This is a genomic window from Shewanella electrodiphila, assembly GCF_023283985.1.
Taxonomy (GTDB): Bacteria; Pseudomonadota; Gammaproteobacteria; order Enterobacterales; family Shewanellaceae; genus Shewanella; species Shewanella electrodiphila.
In genome coordinates this window covers 206,993-228,609 of record NZ_JAKIKU010000007.1, presented here as the reverse complement: position 1 = coordinate 228,609, position 21,617 = coordinate 206,993, and the positions used below count along the sequence as shown (strand labels likewise).

Annotated in this window: 18 protein-coding genes and 1 riboswitch; of the genes, 8 read left to right on the top strand and 10 right to left on the bottom strand. The window is 40.6% G+C overall.

The genetic code is table 11. The annotated features are described in order from the left end of the window. Nucleotides 1-82: 82 nt before the first annotated feature. The 5 genes from hcp to L2737_RS14325 form a co-directional block, all read right to left on the bottom strand. Entirely contained in the window at nt 83-1,741 is a 1,659-nt protein-coding gene (gene hcp / locus L2737_RS14345; protein ID WP_248956148.1) for a hydroxylamine reductase, read from the bottom strand. A 377-nt stretch (nt 1,742-2,118) separates the two neighbouring features. Further along, on the bottom strand, nt 2,119-3,798 hold the full coding sequence (locus tag L2737_RS14340) for an FG-GAP repeat domain-containing protein (RefSeq protein ID WP_229370748.1): 1,680 nt from the start codon (nt 3,796-3,798) through the stop codon (nt 2,119-2,121). Nucleotides 3,799-3,973: 175 nt separating this feature from the next. Beyond that, nucleotides 3,974-4,765: an EcsC family protein gene (locus L2737_RS14335; RefSeq protein WP_248956147.1), complete on the bottom strand. Its 792-nt coding sequence runs from the start codon at nt 4,763-4,765 to the stop codon at nt 3,974-3,976. 31 nt (nt 4,766-4,796) lie between these two features. Then, nucleotides 4,797-5,288, bottom strand: coding sequence for a peptidylprolyl isomerase (locus L2737_RS14330; protein ID WP_153912574.1), 492 nt, complete (start codon nt 5,286-5,288; stop codon nt 4,797-4,799). Between the two features lie 104 nt (nt 5,289-5,392). Next, entirely contained in the window at nt 5,393-6,694 is a 1,302-nt protein-coding gene (locus tag L2737_RS14325) for a M20 metallopeptidase family protein (RefSeq protein WP_248956205.1), read from the bottom strand. A gap of 262 nt (nt 6,695-6,956) precedes the next feature. Between L2737_RS14325 and L2737_RS14320 the strand changes: the two genes are divergently transcribed. Both L2737_RS14320 and L2737_RS14315 read left to right on the top strand, forming a co-directional pair. Then, nucleotides 6,957-7,418: a cold shock domain-containing protein gene (locus L2737_RS14320; RefSeq protein ID WP_229370777.1), complete on the top strand. Its 462-nt coding sequence runs from the start codon at nt 6,957-6,959 to the stop codon at nt 7,416-7,418. 2 nt (nt 7,419-7,420) lie between these two features. Further along, nucleotides 7,421-7,951 (top strand): GNAT family N-acetyltransferase, encoded by a 531-nt coding sequence (locus L2737_RS14315; RefSeq protein WP_248956146.1) that lies wholly within the window; start codon nt 7,421-7,423, stop codon nt 7,949-7,951. 82 nt (nt 7,952-8,033) lie between these two features. On the opposite strand, the gene L2737_RS14310 is transcribed toward L2737_RS14315, so the two are convergent. The 3 genes from L2737_RS14310 to L2737_RS14300 all read right to left on the bottom strand — a co-directional run bounded on the left by L2737_RS14310 (nt 8,034) and on the right by L2737_RS14300 (nt 10,911). Next, the gene (locus L2737_RS14310) at nt 8,034-8,828 is read right to left on the bottom strand and encodes a hypothetical protein (protein WP_102527770.1); all 795 of its coding nucleotides are present in this window, start codon (nt 8,826-8,828) and stop codon (nt 8,034-8,036) included. Between the two features lie 93 nt (nt 8,829-8,921). After that, a complete protein-coding gene (locus L2737_RS14305) occupies nt 8,922-10,424 on the bottom strand; it encodes an arylsulfatase (RefSeq protein WP_102527769.1) in 1,503 nt (500 codons plus the stop codon). Between the two features lie 97 nt (nt 10,425-10,521). After that, on the bottom strand, nt 10,522-10,911 hold the full coding sequence (locus L2737_RS14300) for a DUF4345 domain-containing protein (RefSeq protein ID WP_102527768.1): 390 nt from the start codon (nt 10,909-10,911) through the stop codon (nt 10,522-10,524). Between the two features lie 483 nt (nt 10,912-11,394). Between L2737_RS14300 and L2737_RS14295 the strand changes: the two genes are divergently transcribed. Further along, a complete protein-coding gene (locus L2737_RS14295; protein WP_248956145.1) occupies nt 11,395-13,224 on the top strand; it encodes a mechanosensitive ion channel family protein in 1,830 nt (609 codons plus the stop codon). An 89-nt stretch (nt 13,225-13,313) separates the two neighbouring features. Here the strand turns inward: L2737_RS14295 and L2737_RS14290 are convergent, their stop codons facing one another. Next, nucleotides 13,314-13,574, bottom strand: coding sequence for a DUF5062 family protein (locus L2737_RS14290; protein WP_102527766.1), 261 nt, complete (start codon nt 13,572-13,574; stop codon nt 13,314-13,316). Between the two features lie 209 nt (nt 13,575-13,783). Between L2737_RS14290 and L2737_RS14285 the strand changes: the two genes are divergently transcribed. From L2737_RS14285 to L2737_RS14270, 4 genes are all read left to right on the top strand, one after another. Further along, a complete protein-coding gene (locus L2737_RS14285; RefSeq protein WP_248956144.1) occupies nt 13,784-14,869 on the top strand; it encodes an ecdysteroid 22-kinase family protein in 1,086 nt (361 codons plus the stop codon). A 213-nt stretch (nt 14,870-15,082) separates the two neighbouring features. Next, entirely contained in the window at nt 15,083-18,337 is a 3,255-nt protein-coding gene (locus L2737_RS14280; RefSeq protein ID WP_248956143.1) for an nSTAND1 domain-containing NTPase, read from the top strand. Between the two features lie 14 nt (nt 18,338-18,351). Beyond that, entirely contained in the window at nt 18,352-18,735 is a 384-nt protein-coding gene (locus L2737_RS14275) for a DP-EP family protein (RefSeq protein ID WP_248956142.1), read from the top strand. Between the two features lie 128 nt (nt 18,736-18,863). Further along, nucleotides 18,864-20,075: a sensor domain-containing diguanylate cyclase gene (locus tag L2737_RS14270; protein WP_248956141.1), complete on the top strand. Its 1,212-nt coding sequence runs from the start codon at nt 18,864-18,866 to the stop codon at nt 20,073-20,075. A 69-nt stretch (nt 20,076-20,144) separates the two neighbouring features. Here L2737_RS14270 and L2737_RS14265 read toward each other — a convergent pair whose 3' ends face one another. After that, entirely contained in the window at nt 20,145-20,417 is a 273-nt protein-coding gene (locus L2737_RS14265; protein WP_248956140.1) for a DUF6482 family protein, read from the bottom strand. Nucleotides 20,418-20,637: 220 nt separating this feature from the next. On the opposite strand from L2737_RS14265, the gene L2737_RS14260 reads away from it, so the two are divergent. Continuing rightward, on the top strand, nt 20,638-21,015 hold the full coding sequence (locus L2737_RS14260) for a DUF805 domain-containing protein (RefSeq protein WP_102527760.1): 378 nt from the start codon (nt 20,638-20,640) through the stop codon (nt 21,013-21,015). A gap of 385 nt (nt 21,016-21,400) precedes the next feature. Further along, a riboswitch (glycine riboswitch) is annotated at nt 21,401-21,529 on the top strand. Nucleotides 21,530-21,617: the final 88 nt, after the last annotated feature.

Here is a 21,617-nt window from a genome sequence, read left to right as displayed (position 1 = left end):
AAATGATGGAAGGAGAAATGGAAAATAACAGTCATAAAAATGGTGATATAAGCCGAGTACTTATATCACCATTAACAGCGTATTAAGCCGCTTTGATCATCGCTTTAAGATCAGATTCAACATCAGTGGTGTTACGTAAACCGAATTGGTCTTCTAACACTTTTGCCAAGTTTTCAGTTAAGAAAGCAGGCGGAGTCGGACCTGTGCGGATGTTTTTAACACCAAGCGACAATAAGGTTAATAGCACCACAATCGCTTTTTGCTCAAACCAAGATAAAACAAGGCTTAACGGTAGCTCATTGATGTCACACTCAAAGATATCTTTCAGTGCTAATGCTAATTGAATCGCAGAATATGCATCATTACACTGACCAACATCTAACAAACGTGGAATGCCATTAATGTCACCAAATTCAAGTTTGTTGAATTTGTATTTACCACAACCTAAGGTCAAGATAATGGTGTCATCTGGTACTGATTTAGCTAAGTCAGTAAAGTAGCTACGTTCAGACTTATCGCCATCACAACCACCAATTAAGAAGAAGTGTTTAATAGAACCATTCTTCACATTCTCAACCACAGTAGGCGCAGCTTCCATTAACGCATTACGAGCAAAACCAATGGTGATTTTGTGCGGGATTTCATCGTAAGTGAAACCTTCAAGTTCAAGGGCTTTATCAATCACTTCACTGAAATCTTCGCCTTCAACGTGAGTCACACCAGGCCAGCCAACAATGCTGCGAGTGAAGATACGGTCTGAATATTCACCCACATTTGGATCAATAATACAGTTAGACGTCATCACAACTGCACCAGGGAAAGTACCAAATTCACGTTGCTGGTTCTGCCACGCACTGCCGTAGTTACCCACTAAGTGAGGGTATTTTTTAAATTCTGGATACGCTAAGGCTGGTAGCATTTCGCCGTGAGTAAACACGTTAATGCCCTTGCCTTCAGTTTGTTGCAAGATAAGCTCAAGATCTTTCATGTCATGGCCTGACACTAAAATCGCTTTACCTTTAACTGACTTAGTATTGACTTCAGTCGGCTCTGGGTGACCAAATGCACTGGTTTCACCTTCATCTAACATCGCCATCACGCGATAGTTTAATTGGCCAATCTCCATTGCTGTGCCAAATAACTTGTCACCATCAACTGAATCTTCACCAAGGAAAGACATGATTTGGTGGAACTCACCGGCAACATCAGCATCGGTTTGCTCTAAAACGCGTGCATGCTCCATGTATGCAGCAGCGCCTTTAAGGCCGTATAAACAAAGTAAACGTAGGCCTAGAATATCTTCATGGACATCACCACGATTAGGTAAGGCTAATGGTGCTTGCTCTAGCATCTCAGGTTTTGAAGCAGCAAGATTTAATGAACCTTGTGCAATAACAACTTCAGGCTCTACGCCTTTTTCAGCACACGCTTGCTCGTAAGCCGCTTTTAATTCGTTACGGTAATCTTGCGCCTGATAGGCATAATCCATTAAACGTTCGTCATCGAAGTTAACGTTAGTCAGTGTGGCAAAGAATGCCTTAGGAACAAAGGTGTCAATTTCAGCATTAATAATGTTGAACTCACGCGCTTTAACTGCGTATGCAGAGACGCCTTGCAGCATATAGATAAGGAGATCTTGTAGATCTGAAGTCGATGCTAGCTTGCCACACATGCCTTGTGAATAACTACAACCGTTTCCTGCTGGTGTTCTTACTGTTTGCTCACACTGAATACAAAACATTGCCTTTCTCCTGATGATAAACTTAATCATGCATATTATTTACATGTTTAAGGTCAGTTTACGCTCATCGTCAAAAAGCTAAACTACTTTTTACATAATTTAAGTGGTTTTATGATCTAGATCAGTTTCAGCACTCGCTAATATAAAGCTAACTCTTGTCATGAGTTGAAAGCTAATTCGTTTAGTTATTAAGCCAATATATGATGGAAACCATATTAAAAACTATAGTGAACAACTAAAGTGAAAAACTATAGTGAACAACTATGATTCAGAAACAAAAAAGCCAGTATCCTTAATGGTTAAGGAAACTGGCTACTATGACTAATTAAGTGAATTAAAGAGTGCTTACTAAGGCGTGTTGATCTTTAGCACTACGATTAGTTCGCTAACAACACACTAAATCTACGCTGTAAATTCTCAGGATCTTGCTTACCAAACCTTAATAATAAATCTTCTTTGCCATCAAGGTTAATATCGACCGCAGATAACATTGAGCCTTCGACCGGTATAGTCATTTGCCACTCTTCAGCCCTTTTAATAAATGGATTATTGCCAGCCTGACCATAATAAATATCCAGTGCATCGTTATCATCAGAAAGCAGTAACTCTTTAAAACCGTCACCATTAATGTCAGCTAACGCCACTACGGGCTCACCACTTTGACCTGAAGTTAAACTGAAATTTAACTCTACTTCTTTAATCACATTGGCTTTGGCGCCGAAACGACTCGACTCGTTCATTTTAAAAACATGCACGTCTTGATCAATACTGCCTGAAAGTAGCGCACTGATAATTTGAGAAATGCTGATATCAAACCCAGCCACAATCACTTCATCAATATTGTCGTTATCAATATCATCAAAGCGTAATCCAGTCAGGGTACCTTCAGCCTTAATAATCGTATCTGCCTCACGAGGGAAAGAAATACTGTCATCGCCTTTTACGCCAAGGTAAATTTCATAGTCATTGCTGCGATCAAATACCCCTGAACTTTTGGTATAGCGTACAACTAAGTCCGTTACACCATCACCGTTAACATCGCCAATGCGCTCTACTTTTCGGTATAGCAAATCACTTTGATCTAAATTCTTACCATAAGCATCACGCTTATTCCACCAATCAACACCACTGATTGGCTGACTAACGGATATGAACTCAGCGATAGCTGAAAACTGGCCATCGTTTTGTTGATAGTAAACTTCTAACGACCCTTCACCTACCTTAATAATATCGTCACGACCATCAAAGTTCATATCACTGTGATATAGCTTGGAATGGCTATACTCAGCACCATTATTTTTCAGTTCAACCACAGGTAATAAAGGTAATGATTGCTGAATAAATGTCCCATCAGCAGCGCCTAATAGCACTTGAGTATCTCTAAAGTCACTCATCATGATATCGGCGATATCGTCGTTATTGATATCTTTAACAAACTCCCCACGGGAAATAAAATCAGCACGGCTTGTCACCGCAATAGAGTTTATATCAGCCACTTTAATCAGTGCACTAGAGGGGACTTTCGAAGCCGAGGTAGATAAAGGATCGTCTATATCAGTCAAGTTCAATTCGTCTTGTTGCAGAGTATTGTTTGCTGTTGCTGGATACTCTTCAAAGCGCAGCAAAGAGTCTGCGGTAACAAAGTACAATTGTTGCATTTTTTCAGCATCTTGATCTGAAGTTTCAGTTGATAATAACTTAGACGTATTCTGTTCAAGCTCATTGACGTCAAAACTATAAATGTCTTTGGTCAATAACACTTTATCAAGCATCACCAATTCATTTTGCTGAAAACCATAAATAGCCAACCAGCGGTCGTGGTTATCATCAACCCCTAAGGCAATTAATTCATTACCTGGATTTTCCAATATATTGGCGCTGACAACAGCTTGAGTCAGTTCAAAATCGGCATCAATATGAAAAGTCGTAAATTGCGGTTTAAAGGGTATTTCATCAGAAAATGCGGTGTTACTAACGACACTGCCACTCACTACTAACAGTAAACCCGTGCAGCATTGCAGTAATTGATTCAAACTCACTCGATTAAAAACATTCATCCTGAAAGCCTATCCTTAACAATTAGCGATTAATATTATTGTTTGCTTAATTATTAAGATAGCGAAGATTGATGAAAGTTCACACGATATAATTGTTACGATTTAAGTATGAAGGATATCGAGGGGTAGATTAGCATCACAATACAAGCGTATCTCATTGACTAGCATTGTTGATTTACTCAGTCATTAGCAAGCTATCGTAGGCTAATCTCACTGACTCTCCACCATACTTTCGCTCCAACCGCCTGACAATGAAATGCCCTCTTGCCATGTCTTGAAAATGATCGATAAATAAGGTGTTAATGATCGCGCCACCCGCAGCGCCAATCGCGGGCACTGCTTGAGCTGCCATCTTTTGAGTGACTTGTACGCCAAAACGCTCAGCGATAACGGTGACAAATTTAACCATCATAGGGCCAGCTTCTTTACTGAAGCCTTTAGCCGCAATATATTCAGCGGTTTCGGCAATCGAGTTTGCTAATACTGTGCGCACAGCAAAGTATCCTTTCTCGGCTTGATCGTCATTAGTTGACTCCCCGCCTAAGGCAAACACTTCTAAACACGCCATCTTAGTCTCAATATCATTAAGTTGCTCGCCTTCGCTACGAGCAACATCTGCGATAGACCGCAACATGATAGTAGTAGAAATAGGTAGCTCAATGGCTAAAGCAGATAAGCCAAAAAATCCGCCCACTCCGCCACTGACAGCAACACCCAGTTTATGCCAGCGATCAGAAGACTGCTCACCGGGCGCTTCTTTCATAGTAAATAGTGCGGCATCAGATGCTTTAGTCAGCGCCATTTGAGTCACTTTGCCAATTCCGCCACTGACACTTTTAGGCAGTAATGAAAAACCTTTCTCAATTGGCGTACCAATAAAGTCTGTGATTTTTGCAGCAAGCCCTGGGTTTTCAAGCAATTGCTTAGCTTGGGTCAGTTGCAATATATCAGCTTCAGATAGACTCAAATTAACTCCCTACAAACTCAAATGCAGCCTCTTAGCTAATGGTAACCTTTTCAATCACGATAGCCTCTTTCGGCACATCATCATGACCCGCTATCGTTGCCGTTTTAACTTTTTCAATTTCTTTAACGACTTCAATGCCAGCAACCACTTTACCAAATACTGCATAACCCCAACCATTGTTGGTGGTCGCGGTATGATCTAAAAAGGTATTGTCACCGACGTTAATAAAAAACTGCCCAGTAGCAGAATGAGGCGCATCAGTTCTCGCCATCGCAATGGTACCTAATACATTACTTAAGCCACGGTTGGCTTCATTAACAATCGGATCCCGTGTCGGTTTTTCTTTCATTTTGGCAGTAAAGCCACCACCTTGGATCATAAACCCCTTAATCACACGATGAAAAATCGTGTGCTCATAAAAGCCCTCTTCGCAATACTGCAAAAAGTTCTTTGAACTCACAGGCGCTTTTTCCATATCGAGCTCAATGCAAATATCGCCAACATTAGTGCTAAAGGTAATCATATTTTTTATCTATATCCAAAGTAATCGCAGAACAGGTTAATCCTGCTTATAGCCAATATTATAACGTTATTTGTCTAGCTAAGGCATGCTTGGCTCAGCAACAACTATTGTTTTTGGTTAAACAAATCCATTGCTGTGCGAGTCATCGCTCTCACACCCGTTTTAATCGTTAATGGATAATCTGGGGCAAATAAGCTCGAGTGTAATGATGGCAAGCCCTCACCTGAATCAAGGCTTGCTTGATATGCTGCAGGCTCAACTGCTCCTAGCCAAAATAACGTAATTGGCACATTTTGATCTGTACGGCCATACAAGCCAAAGTCTTCACCCGCCATCACTGGTGGTGCAATCACCACATTTTGTTTACCTAACTCAGTTTCGATACTGGCTTGCACTTTGGCAGCAAGCTGCGGCTCATTATAAGTTGAGGGAATGGTTTCATCGTCATGCACATAAACCTCTGGCATTAACTCGTCAGGTAAACCTGCGCTTATCGCAATCCCTTTAGTAATACGTTTAATGGCTGCAATTTGTTGTTCACGCACTTCAGGATTATAAGAACGTAACGTTAACTGCAGCTTTACTTGATTGGAAATAATATTGTGCTTTGAGCCGCCATGAATGGAGCCCACAGTGACAACATTAGGCTCAAGCGGAGATACCTCGCGACTTGGAATCGTTTGCAGTGCTAACACCGTTCTTGCTGCTAACACCACAGGATCAATGGTTAAATGTGGGTAAGCACCATGGCCACTCTTGCCCTTAATAGTAATATCTACTGAATCAACATTAGCTAAAGCGTAGCCACTCACCACACCCACTTTACCCGCTGGAATACCTGCACTGACATGTAAGCCAATGACATTGTCAGGGGTTGGGAATTGACTAAACAAACCTTGCTTTAACATGGCTTTCGCACCACCGCCGACTTCTTCTGCAGGTTGTGCCACCATCATCAAGGTGCCTTTCCAATCTGCTTTATGCTTCATCAACTGCTCAGCGGTACCTATAAAACTGGTCATATGAATATCATGACCACAGCCATGCATAATGCCAACGGTATTGTTGTGCTCATCTAGTGTTGTCACTTTTGAAGCATAGGATTTACCCGTTTGCTCAATAATCGGTAAACCATCTATATCAGCTCTTATCATCAGCACTGGGCCCGTGCCATTTTTATAAATGCCAACGACACCGTAACCACCAAAGTTATCAGTCACATCAAAGCCAAGTTGGCTTAACTCTTTTGCCATTCGAGCGCTGGTATTTTTTTCTTGATAAGACAGCTCGGGATATTGGTGCAAATGAGTATAAAGCTGCTCAAGTTTCGGCATAGATTTCATTACCGATGCATCAAAGTTTTCAGCTTGAGCTGAGACACTAACAATCGAGCTCGAACCAATCATAGTCGCCACGGCAAGTGAAATGGATAACGCTTTCGGTATTACAGCAAAACCTGCTGATAATTTCATGATATCTTCCTTGTTTACTAGGGCGTGTTGTTCTTTTTGTGGTCAAGGTATTGCTTAAAAAACAATATGCCGTCAAAGAGTAAGCACTTAAGTAATTATATTTATTAAGGTGTGTTATTAACCTAGCATAGTGGCTGGCAATTTTATAATGTGTGCTAAAACATGCACTCACTCAAAAAGGAAAACATTGGTGAAAATGGAAACTGGTCGGTTGGTTCGCTGGAATAGTAATAAAGGGTTTGGATTTATTGAACCAGACGAAGGTGACAGAGACGTTTTTATTCATATTTCAACCCTAAAGCATATGGCAAGAAAGCCACATGTTGGCGACAGAATTGAATATGTAATAGAGCAACTTGCTGATGGAAAAATAAAAGCTGTTCAGGCACAAATTGAAGGCGTTGCTGTTCGCACTCAATCTAACAAAGACAAGCAACAGACGAATCAATCACATCAGGGCCAAAAATCAATCAAGAAAAAAGGTCCAATCAAAATGCAAAAAGCCACCACGGCTTCAGGTACCATGAGTCGGATCATTATTATTTTGATTGTTATTGCCATCGGCCGCTTTGCTTATCAAGCTTACTATGACATCACCAATGCATCTGAAGCAGGTGCATCTGGAGCAGATGCAACAATCCAAGAACCAAGGAAATAAAAGTGACAATAATCATCGAAACTGAACGCCTAATCATTCGTGAATTTAATCTTGGCGATACAAAGGCTGTGCTTGAGTTTAATTCAGAGGAAGTCAACCGCTACACTGGCGATGCAGGCATGTGTAATAACATCGAAGATGCGAAAAACATTATTCAGGACACCTGGTTAGCAGAATACCAGAAATATGGTTTTGCTCGTTGGGCTGTAGTATTAAAAGCAACCAAACAAGTCATAGGCTTTTGTGGGTTTAAATATGATTTACGTATTAATGCAGTAGATATAGGCTATCGTTTACACCAAGATTTTTGGGGTAAGGGCTATGCCACAGAAGCTAACCTTGCCTGTATTGAGTATGCTAAGAAGCATATGGATTTAGATATTATTTACGGCGAAGTTGTTAACCTTAATCTTGGCTCAGTGAATATCATTGAAAAATTGGGCATGAGCTTTATCCGAGAATACCAAGAGGATAATTTTACTCTTTTACGCTATGCGCTTTCTCTAAAAGGTAATCCATTACCAACTGAGTAATGTTAAAAACAAAAAGAGCTCAGACATGGTTAAGTCGAGCTCTTATGGATACGTGATTAAGCATGATTGCTATTTAGTCTCGCTAAAAGTACGCAGCCCAACCAATGAGAAAACCTTGTGAAGCGGTATCGTAAGCAAAATTATCTTCATTATCGTAATCAACCCAGGTGGATTTATAGCCCATATTTAAATCAGACCAAGTGTTTATCTGGTATCTGACGCCCGTCATAATCGACGAAGTGAAGTCAGTATCAGTACCTAAACCTGCATCTGCGCTAACATAAAAAAGCCAATCCTCATTAATTGGATTCATCCATCGAATACCAATTACATAATCAACCCAGTCATCTTCTAAGTTAATCTCACTGAAAATGGCATTATTGTCTTTGCGGTATAACTGCATATCAATGTCGTTATCCCACCAACGCAGTCCAAATGTATAATCCAGTGTGCTATCGCCATATTCATAGCGTTTAAAGCCCTTAGCTTCTAATACGCCTTGGCGAATATCAATATCGCCTTTTAGCACCAAATTGTTAGTGTTATCTATTATGTTATTGGTTTCACCATTGAGCTTCATGAAACTATAATCAATGTAATAGCCCCACTGATTCTGATGAATTCCTTCAAAATGCACCATAGCAGTCATTTCAAGGGTGTCCATAATAAATTGCGGATCAACATCGACCTCAAGATTCTGATCGTTGACAGTGGTGTCGCCACGTATATTCAGCGCTAACCCGTAAATCTCTACGCTGTGCTTCCATGATGCTTCTGTTGTCGAGAAACCGTCATCAGCAAACACGCTTATTGACGTAAACCCTATCGCTGTAGACAACAAAGTACTGCAAACAATTAGCCACTTTCTAAGCTTCATAAAACCTTCCTTGTTAACATGTAGACCTATATAACCCAACCGAAATGGCTATATAGGCCCTTTAAAACAGACATTGAAAGAGAGTAAAAGCCTTTAATTCCCAACGCCACCACTATTAACTGAACCAATATCAGCTGTCATTGGCGGCCACTTTTTAAACGTCTCTAAATGCTTTTGTACAGCAGCTTGCGCTGGGCCAAATGCCCACATTTTTTGTCCCATCCATTTGAGGTACATGCCAGATTCTTCAGCGGCACGTTCATAAGGATCACGTCGAAGGTTAAATAATAGCGGTGCATTCAACTCTTCTTTGGCTCCTGACCATCCATTATTCTGTACCACAAAATGCGCCTTCCAATCACCAACTCTTACAGCCTGTAAGCGATCACGTTCGTAATAAAAAATCTCTTTACGCTGCGAAGGCTCATCTTTAGTCAGCATACCCAGCTGATTGTAACCATCTAAATGGGCTTTAAAGCCTTTATAACCCGTCAACATTTTCTGCTTCAGATCATTAGGACCACCAGCTGCTGCAACCAAGGTAGGTAAAAAGTCCATACCATCAAACATGCCATTTTTAACTTGGCCCGCTTTAATTTTGTCAGGCCAACTAATTAACATTGGCGCTCTTACTCCGCCTTCCCAAGTGGTGCCCTTCTCACCATGAAATGGTGTCATACCGCCATCTGGCCAAGTCATTATTTCAGGGCCATTATCAGCCGTGAATACAATGATGGTGTTATCAGCAATGCCCAGCTCTTCCATTTTGGCTAGCATTTCACCCACATGGTCATCTAAATCTTTCATGACAACTTCTTGTAACCCCCAGCCATTTTGGCCAAGCATTTTTTCGTACTTAGGCGATAAATGAGTCCAAACATGACCTCGAGATGGGCAATACCAAGTAAAAAAAGGCTTATCGGCTTTGACTGCTCTTTCAATAAAATCGATGGTGTGTTTGTTTACTTCATCATCAAGTGTTCGCATACGCTCAATCGATAACGGTCCATCATCTTTAATAGACTGCTTACCTTTACCTGTTGATTTAGCATGGATTACATTACGAGGAGCAAATGATTGAAATGCTGGATCGGTAGGCCAATCAGGGTCTTCGGTGTATTCCATTGCATTCAAGTGATACAACCAGCCCCAATACTCATCAAAGCCATGCATTGTAGGTAAAAACTCATCGCGATCACCTAAATGGTTTTTACCAAACTGGCCTGTCATGTAGCCCATTGATTTTAATATCTCTGGCAGAGTAGGAGTATTTTTATTCAGCCCTACTGGTCCGCCTGGTAAGCCCACTGTATGCATTCCCGTTCTCACCGGAAGTTGCCCTGTCATAAAAGCAGATCGCCCTGCTGTACATGAAGGCTGAGCATAATAGTCAGTCATCAAAATGCCTTTTTCAGCAATACTGTCGATATTAGGTGTATCACTACTCATCACGCCATTGTGATAGGCACTTAAGTTTGAGATACCAATATCATCAGTAAAAATAACAAATATATTTGGCTTATCCGTTGCCGCAAATACACTGCTACTGACCAAAGTGAATAGCGTTAATACTCCCCATGAAACAATACTTTTCATACAGTCACCTTTTAGTTTAAACATCAATTGGATTATTAATTAACACATTAAAAGCTATGATTTATAAGCAAATAGCTCACTAGACTTGCGATAGAACTTAAACGTCTTCTAATACTGTTTTTCTGATCATTTGAATGCCCACTACACCAAAGCCAATTTCCAACAGCAGATACACAACCAACAACCAATGTGGCATACCATCAATGAATAAGCTCAAACTGCGACCTGCTGCTAAACCAAGCATAAACACGACCAAACTGTATAAAGCTGCAAGCCTGATGGATGCCTTTAAAGCACCTGCCACCCAAAAGAGCACCAAGGCTAAATAAAGCCCCATTACAGCGCGAAAAATATGAGTCACATTAATGGGTTCTGCGTTGATATCGAATAAAAATGAAAGTGAATTAGCTGGAGAAAAACCATAAGATAATGCGATAGGAAGGAGCCCTACAGCCGCCAGAAGTAAAAATATTTGTTGTGCTTTCATGCTTCATTAACTCCATGTTGTTCTGTGAGTATAAGTTTGATTCCATTCAACTGATAACGTACTTAATTTGTCGCGTTTGGTATTGGCTAAAACAATGATGCTCTTGTTTTTACAGGGTGTTAGTGGTTTCAGGCTATGTAGATTCAGTCTAGGCAAGATTCAACATTAATCAAATTCAACTTAGCTATTATTAAAAGTCTATTATTTTCAATAAGTCGCTATTCTTCAGCAAGAACGGTATCAGGAACTACAGCCTGAAATAGATAACCCACTTAACCTACGACAAACACCACTATGCTCAGCTTCTTGTAGGCATTAATAGTTATCTAGAGGCGTGGCTTTACCTTAAGTGGCAAAGTATCAACCGCAAAAATGTAACCACCTTTAACTAACTTTGTGAAAATTATGATAATTCGAGCTAGCAGTCTGATGATAAAACACATATATTTGAAAGTGTTTCAGGTCTTATTTTAGGGATAAATTATGATGCACAATTGGCGCTGGCTTCTCTCTGTTGTTTTACTCATTTCACTCCACTGTGCCCCCTTTAACGCTGTTGCCGCTGATGACATTAATCTCAAAAAAGTCGCCGAGGCAGAAAAACGCAGTGAAGCCATTGCCGAAGCACAAGGCGGGTTGATACTTGCCCGAGATGGTGAAACGCCACTATCAACATTAATCGCCATAAGCCAAGCGGTTGAGCAAGATGATTGGGAAACAGCGGCTGAATTTGTCGACTTACGTTATTTACCTAACGGCATTAATCCAGAAGACGGCCCTGAATTACTGCGAAAGCTATCCATTTTATGGAACAAGCAAAATATCATCGACTTGTCGCAAATCAGCGATCAAGCAACAGGACACTTAAACGATAAGCTCCCAAGTTACCGAGATTTACTGGGCGTGCTTGAAACCAATACCGGCCCAATTCCTGTTTATATGCAGCATGTCCCAGATGGAAAAGGCGGTAAAGTTTGGAAAATATCTAACGCTACCGTCGCCAAAATCCCTGAACTCTGGGACGAATACGGTTACAGTCCTCAAATAGAAACCCTCGCAAACTTCTTACCTGAATTTAAAGCCTTTCACATGGAAAACTGGCAATTACTCATATTCAGTTTAAGCATATTTTTTGGTTGGATAGGCACTGGACTAATTAGTATCGCGGCCAAAAGTCTAGCCAAACACTTCGAGCCTCGTATTGCAGGCTTAAGCCGATTTTGTGGCCGCAGTCTGCGTTGGTTCTTATACTTATCATTACTGCAATATGTCGCTTTAGCACTTGGATTATCTGTGCGAGCAAGAGTTTGGTTTGATAACAGCACGTTACTCTACCTTGCCAATACCATTTTGATTTTGGGTTTAGTTGAGCTTTATTCTGCTTACAAGTCTAAGCAACTTCATGATCAAGATAAAAGTTATAGTGTGGCTTTATTAAGACCTATGGTAGCCATTCTTAAAATGGTCATAGTAGTTATTATCGCGCTGATGTGGTTTGAAAGTTCAGGCTACAATATGGCGACAATCCTAACTGGTTTAGGTGTTGGCAGTTTAGCCATTGCATTAGCCGCACAAAAACCATTAGAGAACGTCTTTGGCGCATTAACCCTCTATGCTGCAAGGCCGATTAAACCCGGTGATTTTTGCCGCTTTGGCACAACCTTAGGCGTGGTTGAAGAAATCGGCTTACGCTCAACCCGCATTCGTAAGCTTGACCGCACCGTAGTGCATATCCCTAACTCAGTATTTTCATCCCAAGAATTAGAAAACTTTTCAGTGATCGATCGCCGCCGTTATAAGCATGATTTGCGAATTAGCCTCGATACTTCCAAAGCGCAGTTACAAATGCTGCTGATGGAATTACGTAAATTACTTTTATCGCATCCAAGAGTATTAGAAATCGCCCAGCGAGCACGTTTCTTAGCGATTGAACGTGACGCTTTTGTGGTCAACGTCAATGCTTACATTGATACTGGTGACATCAATGAATATTTTGGTATTGCCGAAGATTTGAATTTTCACTTATTGAACATTATGAAAACACTGGATATCCATATTGCGCCAGTAGGGCAAAATGTGGTGCTCAATAATGCGGTGCCTGCTGATCTCGACGCGCAGCAAAAGGCAGAGCAAACCATTCGCCAGCTTATTGAAGAAGAAGAGCTACCCTTTCCAAATTACAGTGAAGACACCCGCGAAGGATTTAAAGATAGTGTGGCTTATCCGCCAGTCGGTAGCGTGACTAAGCCTAAAGATGTGCTGAAATCTCCTGAAGAATTAGAAGTGGATAACGAGATGGTCGCTAAATCTTGATGGTGAAGCAGCCTTGATGGAAAGATAACTCAAAATAAAACTCAAAAAGCCAAGCAGACGCTTGGCTTTTTAGTACGACAGCCCACCATTTAGTTCATTAATGGATGCTCTGGAGGAAGCTGTTTTGAAATCCATAACACCAATTTATGCTTTCTATTAGGGCCATCATCTTTGTCTTCGGCAAGTGCTTGTATCAAGCCATCTTGTACTAGTAAACGATAAATACATTCCACTTTATCTTTTGGCGAAATACCTACACCAAAATCTTTAAAACCTCTTTTTTTCGCATATCCCTCACCAATTTCCATGGCGAGTTTCAGTAACTTGCTATCATTTTTGCCTGGCTTCATATCCAAACTCCAGTCGGTTTCAATACCTTAAAATTACGCTATTTAATTCAAAGTTCAATGCATAACCCCTAAGTCTTGAGAAGTATTTCACTTATTCAGCGGTTAAACATACAATTTGCTCAGTATTTATTGAATAGTGTTTATTGAATTGAATAGTATTTAGCTAATTTCTACGCCAATACCGATTATAGAGAGATTATTTTCATCGAATGAATATCGAAACTGACATTAATTCAAGCATTAACTCAAGTGTGCTCAACACCATAAAACAACAAACTGGTGCGACAGCAATTACTCAAATAGAGCTGATTCAATCGCTTTGGAGTGGTTACGGCGAATTATTCAGAGCTCATTTGTGTGGTTCAACCTATGACAGCGTGATTGTTAAACACATCAAATTACCTATGATGGATCCACAAGATAGCACCACAGCACAATCGCACCCTAAAGGATGGAATACAGCCCTTTCTCACCAGCGCAAGATAAAGTCATACCAGGTAGAGTTTCATTGGTATCAAAATTACGCCAACCGATGTAGCCAAGATAATCGGGTGCCTAAATGTTTATATCTAGAACAAGATGGCGATGACTGCTTATTGATTCTTGAGGACTTAGCCACTGTTGGTTTTAACAACGTCCTCACTCGAGCTGATGATACCGCCATCAAAGCTTGCCTTAAATGGCTTGGGAGTTTTCATGGCCAATTTCTATTTCAAAATCCTGATGTTCAGCACCTAGATTCAACTGAACAAGATAAAAAAGTAACTAACCACTTACATGAAAAACTCTGGCAGCAAGGGACCTATTGGCATTTAGATACTCGACCAGATGAGTTAGCAGCATTAACCGACCCGAACTTAAAAGCCGCAGCTCGGCAAATCGATACCCTACTAAAACAAAGCCCTTTTCAAACCTTAGTTCATGGCGATGCCAAGCTCGCTAACTTCTGTTTTAGCCCAAATCACCAACAAGTGGCAGCAGTGGACTTTCAATATGTTGGTCAGGGTTGTGGCATGAAGGATGTGGCGCTACTACTCAGTAGTGTACTGACATTTTCAGAAAGTGATGCAAAGATCTCTGGGTTACTGGATGATTATTTTAACGCATTGGTCAGCAGTACTTTAGTGCATCAGCCCCAAATATGTACCGCCACATTGGTCCAGACTTGGCGACCTCTCTACTCCATCGCTTGGGCTGATTTTCAACGTTTTGTAAAAGGCTGGAGTCCTAATCATGTTAAAATTAATCCCTACACTGAAGCGTTAACGCTCAAAGCACTCAATCAGCTTAAATAACGACCATTCTGTTTATACCGCTCAACAGTGCATCTAGCTGCACGCCTTAACAATCCAATCGAAATAAAAGCCTATATTTTATACATTTTCACACTTTAAGTGGTTACATATCTAACCATAAGTTGGTATAAGTAAATGCTAATGAAACGCAATTGCGATTATTTAGCAGTCAAAGCATGATGCAAATAGCTGGGATTTCAACGGAATGTAATAATGAAAAAAGAGATTTTTTTCTTTGGTGAGTGGCAGGTCGACCCCAATAGCAATAGCGTAAACCTAGGCAAAAAAACCAAACAGCTTGAGCCCAAAGCAATGGACGTGCTGATTTTGCTATGCGAGCGCAGCGGTGAAGTCTTAAGTAGCGATGATATTGTTAATCACTGCTGGCCAGATAGCGATATTGGCGACAATCCACTGCATAAAATCATCAATCAATTACGCCGCGCCCTTGACGATAAAGCCACTTCGCCCTGTTATATCGAAACCATTCGCAAACGTGGCTATCGCACCATTGCCGATGTTAACTTTCCCATTGGCCATGAAACCGTTGCCGATAACCAGCTGTGGAAATCAGGCTCGCCTTTTCCAGGCCTGCAAGCCTACTCAGAACACTTTTATGAAGTCTTTTTCGGACGCAGTAAGCAAATAAGCGTCTTACTCGAACGCATCAGCCAGCAAGTCAAATTTGGCCGTGGGTTTTGCCTCTTATTAGGCCCCAGCGGCAGTGGTAAATCATCATTAATTAATGCGGGAATTATTCCCAATCTCACTGTCGGCTCAGGTTACAACGGCGTGCATCTTGCCTCCTATGGCAGTCTCGATTTTGCAGATGTATCTAAATCGCAACTCTTCATTGAACTTGCTGGCGTCATGCTCGATTGGGAAATTAATGATTTGCCAGTATTTGACGGTGACAGTGCCGACTCACTGTCTCATCGACTCATTACTGAGCCCCAAGCTATTGTGAGTCAATGTAAACAAGCGATAAAGTCTAACCATAAACGCCACACTCACTTTGCTTTATTTATCGACCGCCTCGAAGTCTTACTATCCTCACCGATATTTTCTCAAGAGCAGCGCACAGCATTCATCAGCATCCTCGAACAATTAGCCAACTCGGGTTGCATTATAGTACTAAGTGCCTGCCGTAATGAGTTTTACCCATTATTAGTGGCCTACCCCAGTTTAATGACAGGTAAAGGGCGTGGAGCTCATTTTGATTTATCGCCGCCTACTCGCAGTGAATTACTGCAAATGATCCGACTGCCAGCTGTTGCCGCCAATTTAACCTGGACCAGCGATCCTGATACTGCGACACCGCTGGATGAAATATTATGCGCTGAAGCCGCCAGTAATCCTGATGCACTCCCCATGCTGCAGTACATGCTGCAAGCACTGTATTTAAAGCGCAGCAAAGATGATCAATTACTGTTTAGTGTCTATCAAGAACTGGGCGGGATAGATGGTGCAATAGGTAAAAATGCCGAAGATGCCATTGCCGAGCTAACTGTGCAGCAAAAAGCCAGCTTGCCTCATGTATTGTCGCTATTGGTCACTTTACGTGAAGATGAATCATCAATCACCAGTCGTACCGCTCGTTGGGCACAACTGCATACGAAAGAAGAACGGGCTCTGACCCAGGCGATGATCAATAGTCGTTTATTTGTTTCCAGCCTACAAAATGGCGAACCCTGCTTTAGCATTGCGCACGAAGCCTTATTAAGGCGCTGGCCAAGAGCCACATCATGGATTGCCGAACACAATCAAAGTATTCGTATTAAAAGCCGATTACAGCATCTTTCTAGCCGTTGGCTACAAGAAAATAAACATCATGCTTACTTACTTGCCGACGGTAAACCACTGAAAGAAGCGCAAGCACTTAAAGCTAATCCGTTATTTGATTTAGAGCCACAAGAAATCGAACTGATTAATGCTTCTAGTAAGCATGAACGGATCAAGCGCTGGCAAAAAACCTTCACCGTCTCATTGATGTTTTTACTCACTATCACCTCGATTTTAACCAGTATTAAAAGTTTCGAAGCTGAGAAGATGGCACTACAAAAAAGGCAAGCAGCTGAAAATCTACTTGGCTTTATGGTGGGAGATTTTGCCGACAAAATGCGTGGCATTGGCAGAATGGATTTACTCGATGGTATTAATAAAAAAGCGCTGGAATACTATAGCGAAGCATCAAGCCTTAAAGACACCAGCTTAAGCTTTGAGTCTCGCTTTCAACAAGGGCAAACACTAGAGGCGATGGGTGAAGTGGCTTATTCACGGGGTAAAATAACCGAAGCCAAAGAAGCATTGTTAGCCGCTAAAGAAAAGCTCAGCGCATTGTTAATTGAGCAACCTGAACATTTTGAGTTGCTTAAAACCCTAGGGGCTAATGCGTTTTGGTTAGGGCAATTAGATTACGATCAAAGTGATTGGCAAGCTGCTAAAGCTTGGTTTGAGCAGTATTTAGCTTACAGTCAAATTATGTATGACTTAGCTCCTGAAAGTAATGAAGCAATAATGGAATTGTCATACGCTCATAATTCATTGGGTTCTATTTCAAGTAAACAACAATATTTTGATATAGCTAAAATCTCCTTTGAGCAATCCTTAGCGTTAAAGCAAAAAGCTTTATTAATAACGCCTAAAAATGCTCAATTAATGGCAGATATTGCTGATACACGTTCATGGCTTGCAACTGCAGTTATAGCTCAAGGTGATGTAAAAACGGGGATTAAAATCCATGAACAACTTCAACATGAGCTATTAAGTCAGAATAATAGTTTAACTCCATATTCACTTGACCGACTATTCGCTAGTTATCAAATTCATTCCAATTTACTTAGGTACCAGAATCAGAAACAGCAGGCCTATGAGTTAGCCCAACTAGGTCTAGAAGCGATAACAAAAGCACTTACTCAAGATCCAGATAATGAGAAGTGGCAGATTGATAGATTTAATATAATGTTTCGTCTGTTAGAGCTTTCAGAGCAGAAAAACGACAAAACCGTACATAGTGTAGAATTACTTGCTGAATCACTTAGCACCAATCAACAACTTAAAAAATCATTACAAATTAAATATATTTGGGCAAATTATTACCTTTCTTCCGCTCGGTATTTCTACTTTTTTCAGGAGTTCGAAAAGAGTCATCAATACGCTGAAATTGCCACTGACCTATTTAATGATATTTCAAAAAATCACTTAAACAATGTTACTTATAAAGCCCTATTATCATCAAGCGAACTCCTTACTTACTTAACCTCATATAAGTTTGATGAGAAAAATATTGATATCTCATTCTGTGAGCAAACCAAACTCCGACTAGATAATTTAATTTTAAATAATAAAAACCCTGAAATCACTGTGCCTTATCTAAAAGCACTTAATTGTTTAGGGCACTTTCCTCTAGATTCTCAGCTTATAGACATAGTTAATAATGCTGGAATAGATTACATAAACGTTCACTAACTATTGGAGTTACCATGCTAAATATTACAGGTTGCGCAACATTCATCACCGTTACAGTGACAATTGACAAAAATGAAGTACCAAACTTTTCATATAGTAATGGTAATGGTTCAGTTGAAATATCAGGAGAAAGTACGATCACCTATATTCTCGAAGACCTTACTGATAAAGGATTGAAATTTACTGGTGCAGCTTTTGAAACTCCTTTTGATGGTATCGTTGACGCTGTCACAATAAGCACGGATGGACAAATTATTCAATTAATGGATTTAGACAAAGTAATTGGTACTACAAAATTTCAATTTGTTCTTTCTAATACTGATAATACACTTTTACTATTAAGCGAAGACCCTCAAGTCATTAACAAAGGAAGAACAGCAACTCAAAATTGCCAATAAAAATACTATTTTTCAACAACTTAAAAGGGAAGGTTGGCGAAAGGTTTTAGCCAACAGAGTTCGATAGAGTATTAACTAGAAAACGCAACTAATGCGATGAAATTAACACACTAGTAAGGATACTCGTTATGTTAGAACTCACTTCCACTGCAGAGAAACAGCTAAGCCAGATTTCTCAAGTGAAAATGGATATGTTCATTGGTGACACGCTTGGTGGTAATTATCATTACAAGTTTGGCGCTAATGAACAGCCTCCGAGTGCTAACCCATTAAAAATTGAACCCCAGTTTCTATCTAATAATTTAGCTCAACATACGACGGCTAATGCTGCAGATCTAGCCGCAAATAAAACACGCACTGATTCAAATGAATATAATCACTTTGATAAAACGTTGGAAACTAGGTTCAATCCTCCTCATAGCACAACCATGCTTGGTGGTAATGCACTCAGCTCATTATCGACTTTAGTTGATTACATGATGGAAGCGATGATTGTGGTTGATGAGTTTGGCAATATCCAAATGGCTAACCGTCACGCAGTGGCGTTATTGCTCGATTGCAATAAAAGTTCGACAAATTCTTTAATAGGTCAACGCTGGCAGTCTTATTTGACCGAACCTCAAAAGTCTCATTATCAACAGATGATCCTCGAATCAACATTTGAGCCAAGACCACTAAACCATCTACCTAATGAAACCACGCTTAACATGTCCAATGGCCAAACCATTGATGTTGAAATGTCTGTAACCCATTTCCCCATGTCAGAACCTTTATTTGGCATCATCATAAGAGATTTAAGTAAGTATCGCGCAGAGTATCAACAACTTTATAAGTGGGCATCAACGGATTGCTTAACTAATTTATCTAATCGCCGTGTATTTGATGCTGACTTAAAACACCACTGGAAAACCTGTATTGAACAGGGCGACCCAATCAGCGTATTGATTATTGATATCGACCATTTTAAAAGTTTTAATGATAACCATGGGCATGTGATGGGTGATCGCTGCTTGCAAAAAATTGCCGCTGCTATTCAAGCGTCTTTACCCAATGAAAATTGCACTGCCGCCAGATATGGCGGAGAAGAATTTGCCTTAGTGATGCCAAATTGCGATACATCAGAAGTTCAACAAACAGCGCAGCTTATTCAGCAAAATATTAATGCGCTGACTTATATGGATATAGGTTTGGATATTTCTGTTTCTGTTAGCGTAAGCCAAGGTCATGCTAGTGAGGTCAATGGCCAGTTCAGAACGCCCAACGCCCTACTTTGCGCCGCCGATACAGCATTATATCGTGCGAAAGCAGATGGTAGAAACCGTATAAATGCTTGCTGTTAGTCTGCAATTGCGAGTTAACAAAAAGCTGGCTTGGTTTTGAATCAAGCTAGCTTTATTGATCAGCTTGAATCACAAGTTAATCAACTGCTGGTATTTGCCGCTATTATCTAAGCCACACATCTCATCATAAGCCGTTTGATATTCAAGGTGAGCGATAGCGTAATCATGACTTTTCAGTAAGGCTTTAGCTTCAACGATTGAATGAACACACTCGCCAGCCCCTTCGCCATTTAATCCAGCGAAGTTATTATTCGCATCAGTAAGACCCACCAAATAATGCGTGGCATCTGCAACACCAATGATCGTTGCAATACTTCCCGATTGATTCATATTATCCATCATTTGGCACCTGTTTAATTGGTTATAAAGTGCACTACGCAAATAGTGAAATATTGGTTCATTAATCTTCAAAGATAATGGAATAAAGACCAGTATCATTAATGTGTTCAATTCATGTTCATCACTGCGTAATGCTGATATAACTATTGACTTAAGCGGTAAACCTATGCTGTCTCTTTATGGTTTCAATTGAGTCAATGCCCCCGATAACAAGGAATAATTCATGGATTGGTATATAAAAGTTCTTAAAAATTACATTAACTTTAAAGACAGAGCCCGTCGTAAAGAATATTGGTTTTTTGTTTTATTCAATTTAATTGCGGGCATTGTATTGGGCTTAATTGACAATATGACTGGCACACTAAGCCCTGAGACCGGATACGGCTTGCTCAGCGGTATCTATTCTTTATTAGTTTTCTTACCAGGGCTTGGCGTTACTGTACGTCGATTACATGACACTGGCAGAACCGGTTGGTGGATATTAATTGGATTAATCCCGCTTATTGGTGCTTTGGTTCTACTGTATTTCCTCGTATCCGATAGCGAGCAAGAAACTAATCAGTACGGCCCAAACCCGAAGGGCTTTGAGTATGAGTGTTAACTTATCCTCAATAGCAGTGATTGGTCACAAACCATTCACTGCCGCTTTATAAAATCTCATTATGGCTACTCAGATTACATTGGGATTGGATTACTGTTGAATAATAGCGCAGTCAGTTACCGCTCGATTAAACTGTGATCCACTTCTCTTGAGTCAATGAAATAGATCCCGCATGCTGATTGCCCTTTTTGAGAAATGAATCCTGTTATAAATAGGCATTTTCAAAAAGATCCGTTCGGATGAAGGTAGCAGGAGAGTGGGGAGTAACCCCACACCGACGAGGCAAGTTTATTCATGTAATGACGTTTTGTGTAAACATTAAGTCATTTCAAGCAAATGAATAAAGCACTCTTTCAGGTGCCACATAGTGGTGAGGACTGTTACTGGACGAGCCTCTGGAGAGACTGTAAGCAAACGTGGTTCGTTAGCGATTGTTATTACAGCGCCGAAGGCGAAAGTGAGGCTGACTTGTCAGTCACGCGAAACGCTCAGGCAAAAGGACAGAGGAGAGGATGACTGTATTCATTTATGGTCGCTGTCGTTTGCTGCTGCGCCTGATATTAACCTTGAGCTATTAGCACAAGGTGATGCTTCGCCCGTCT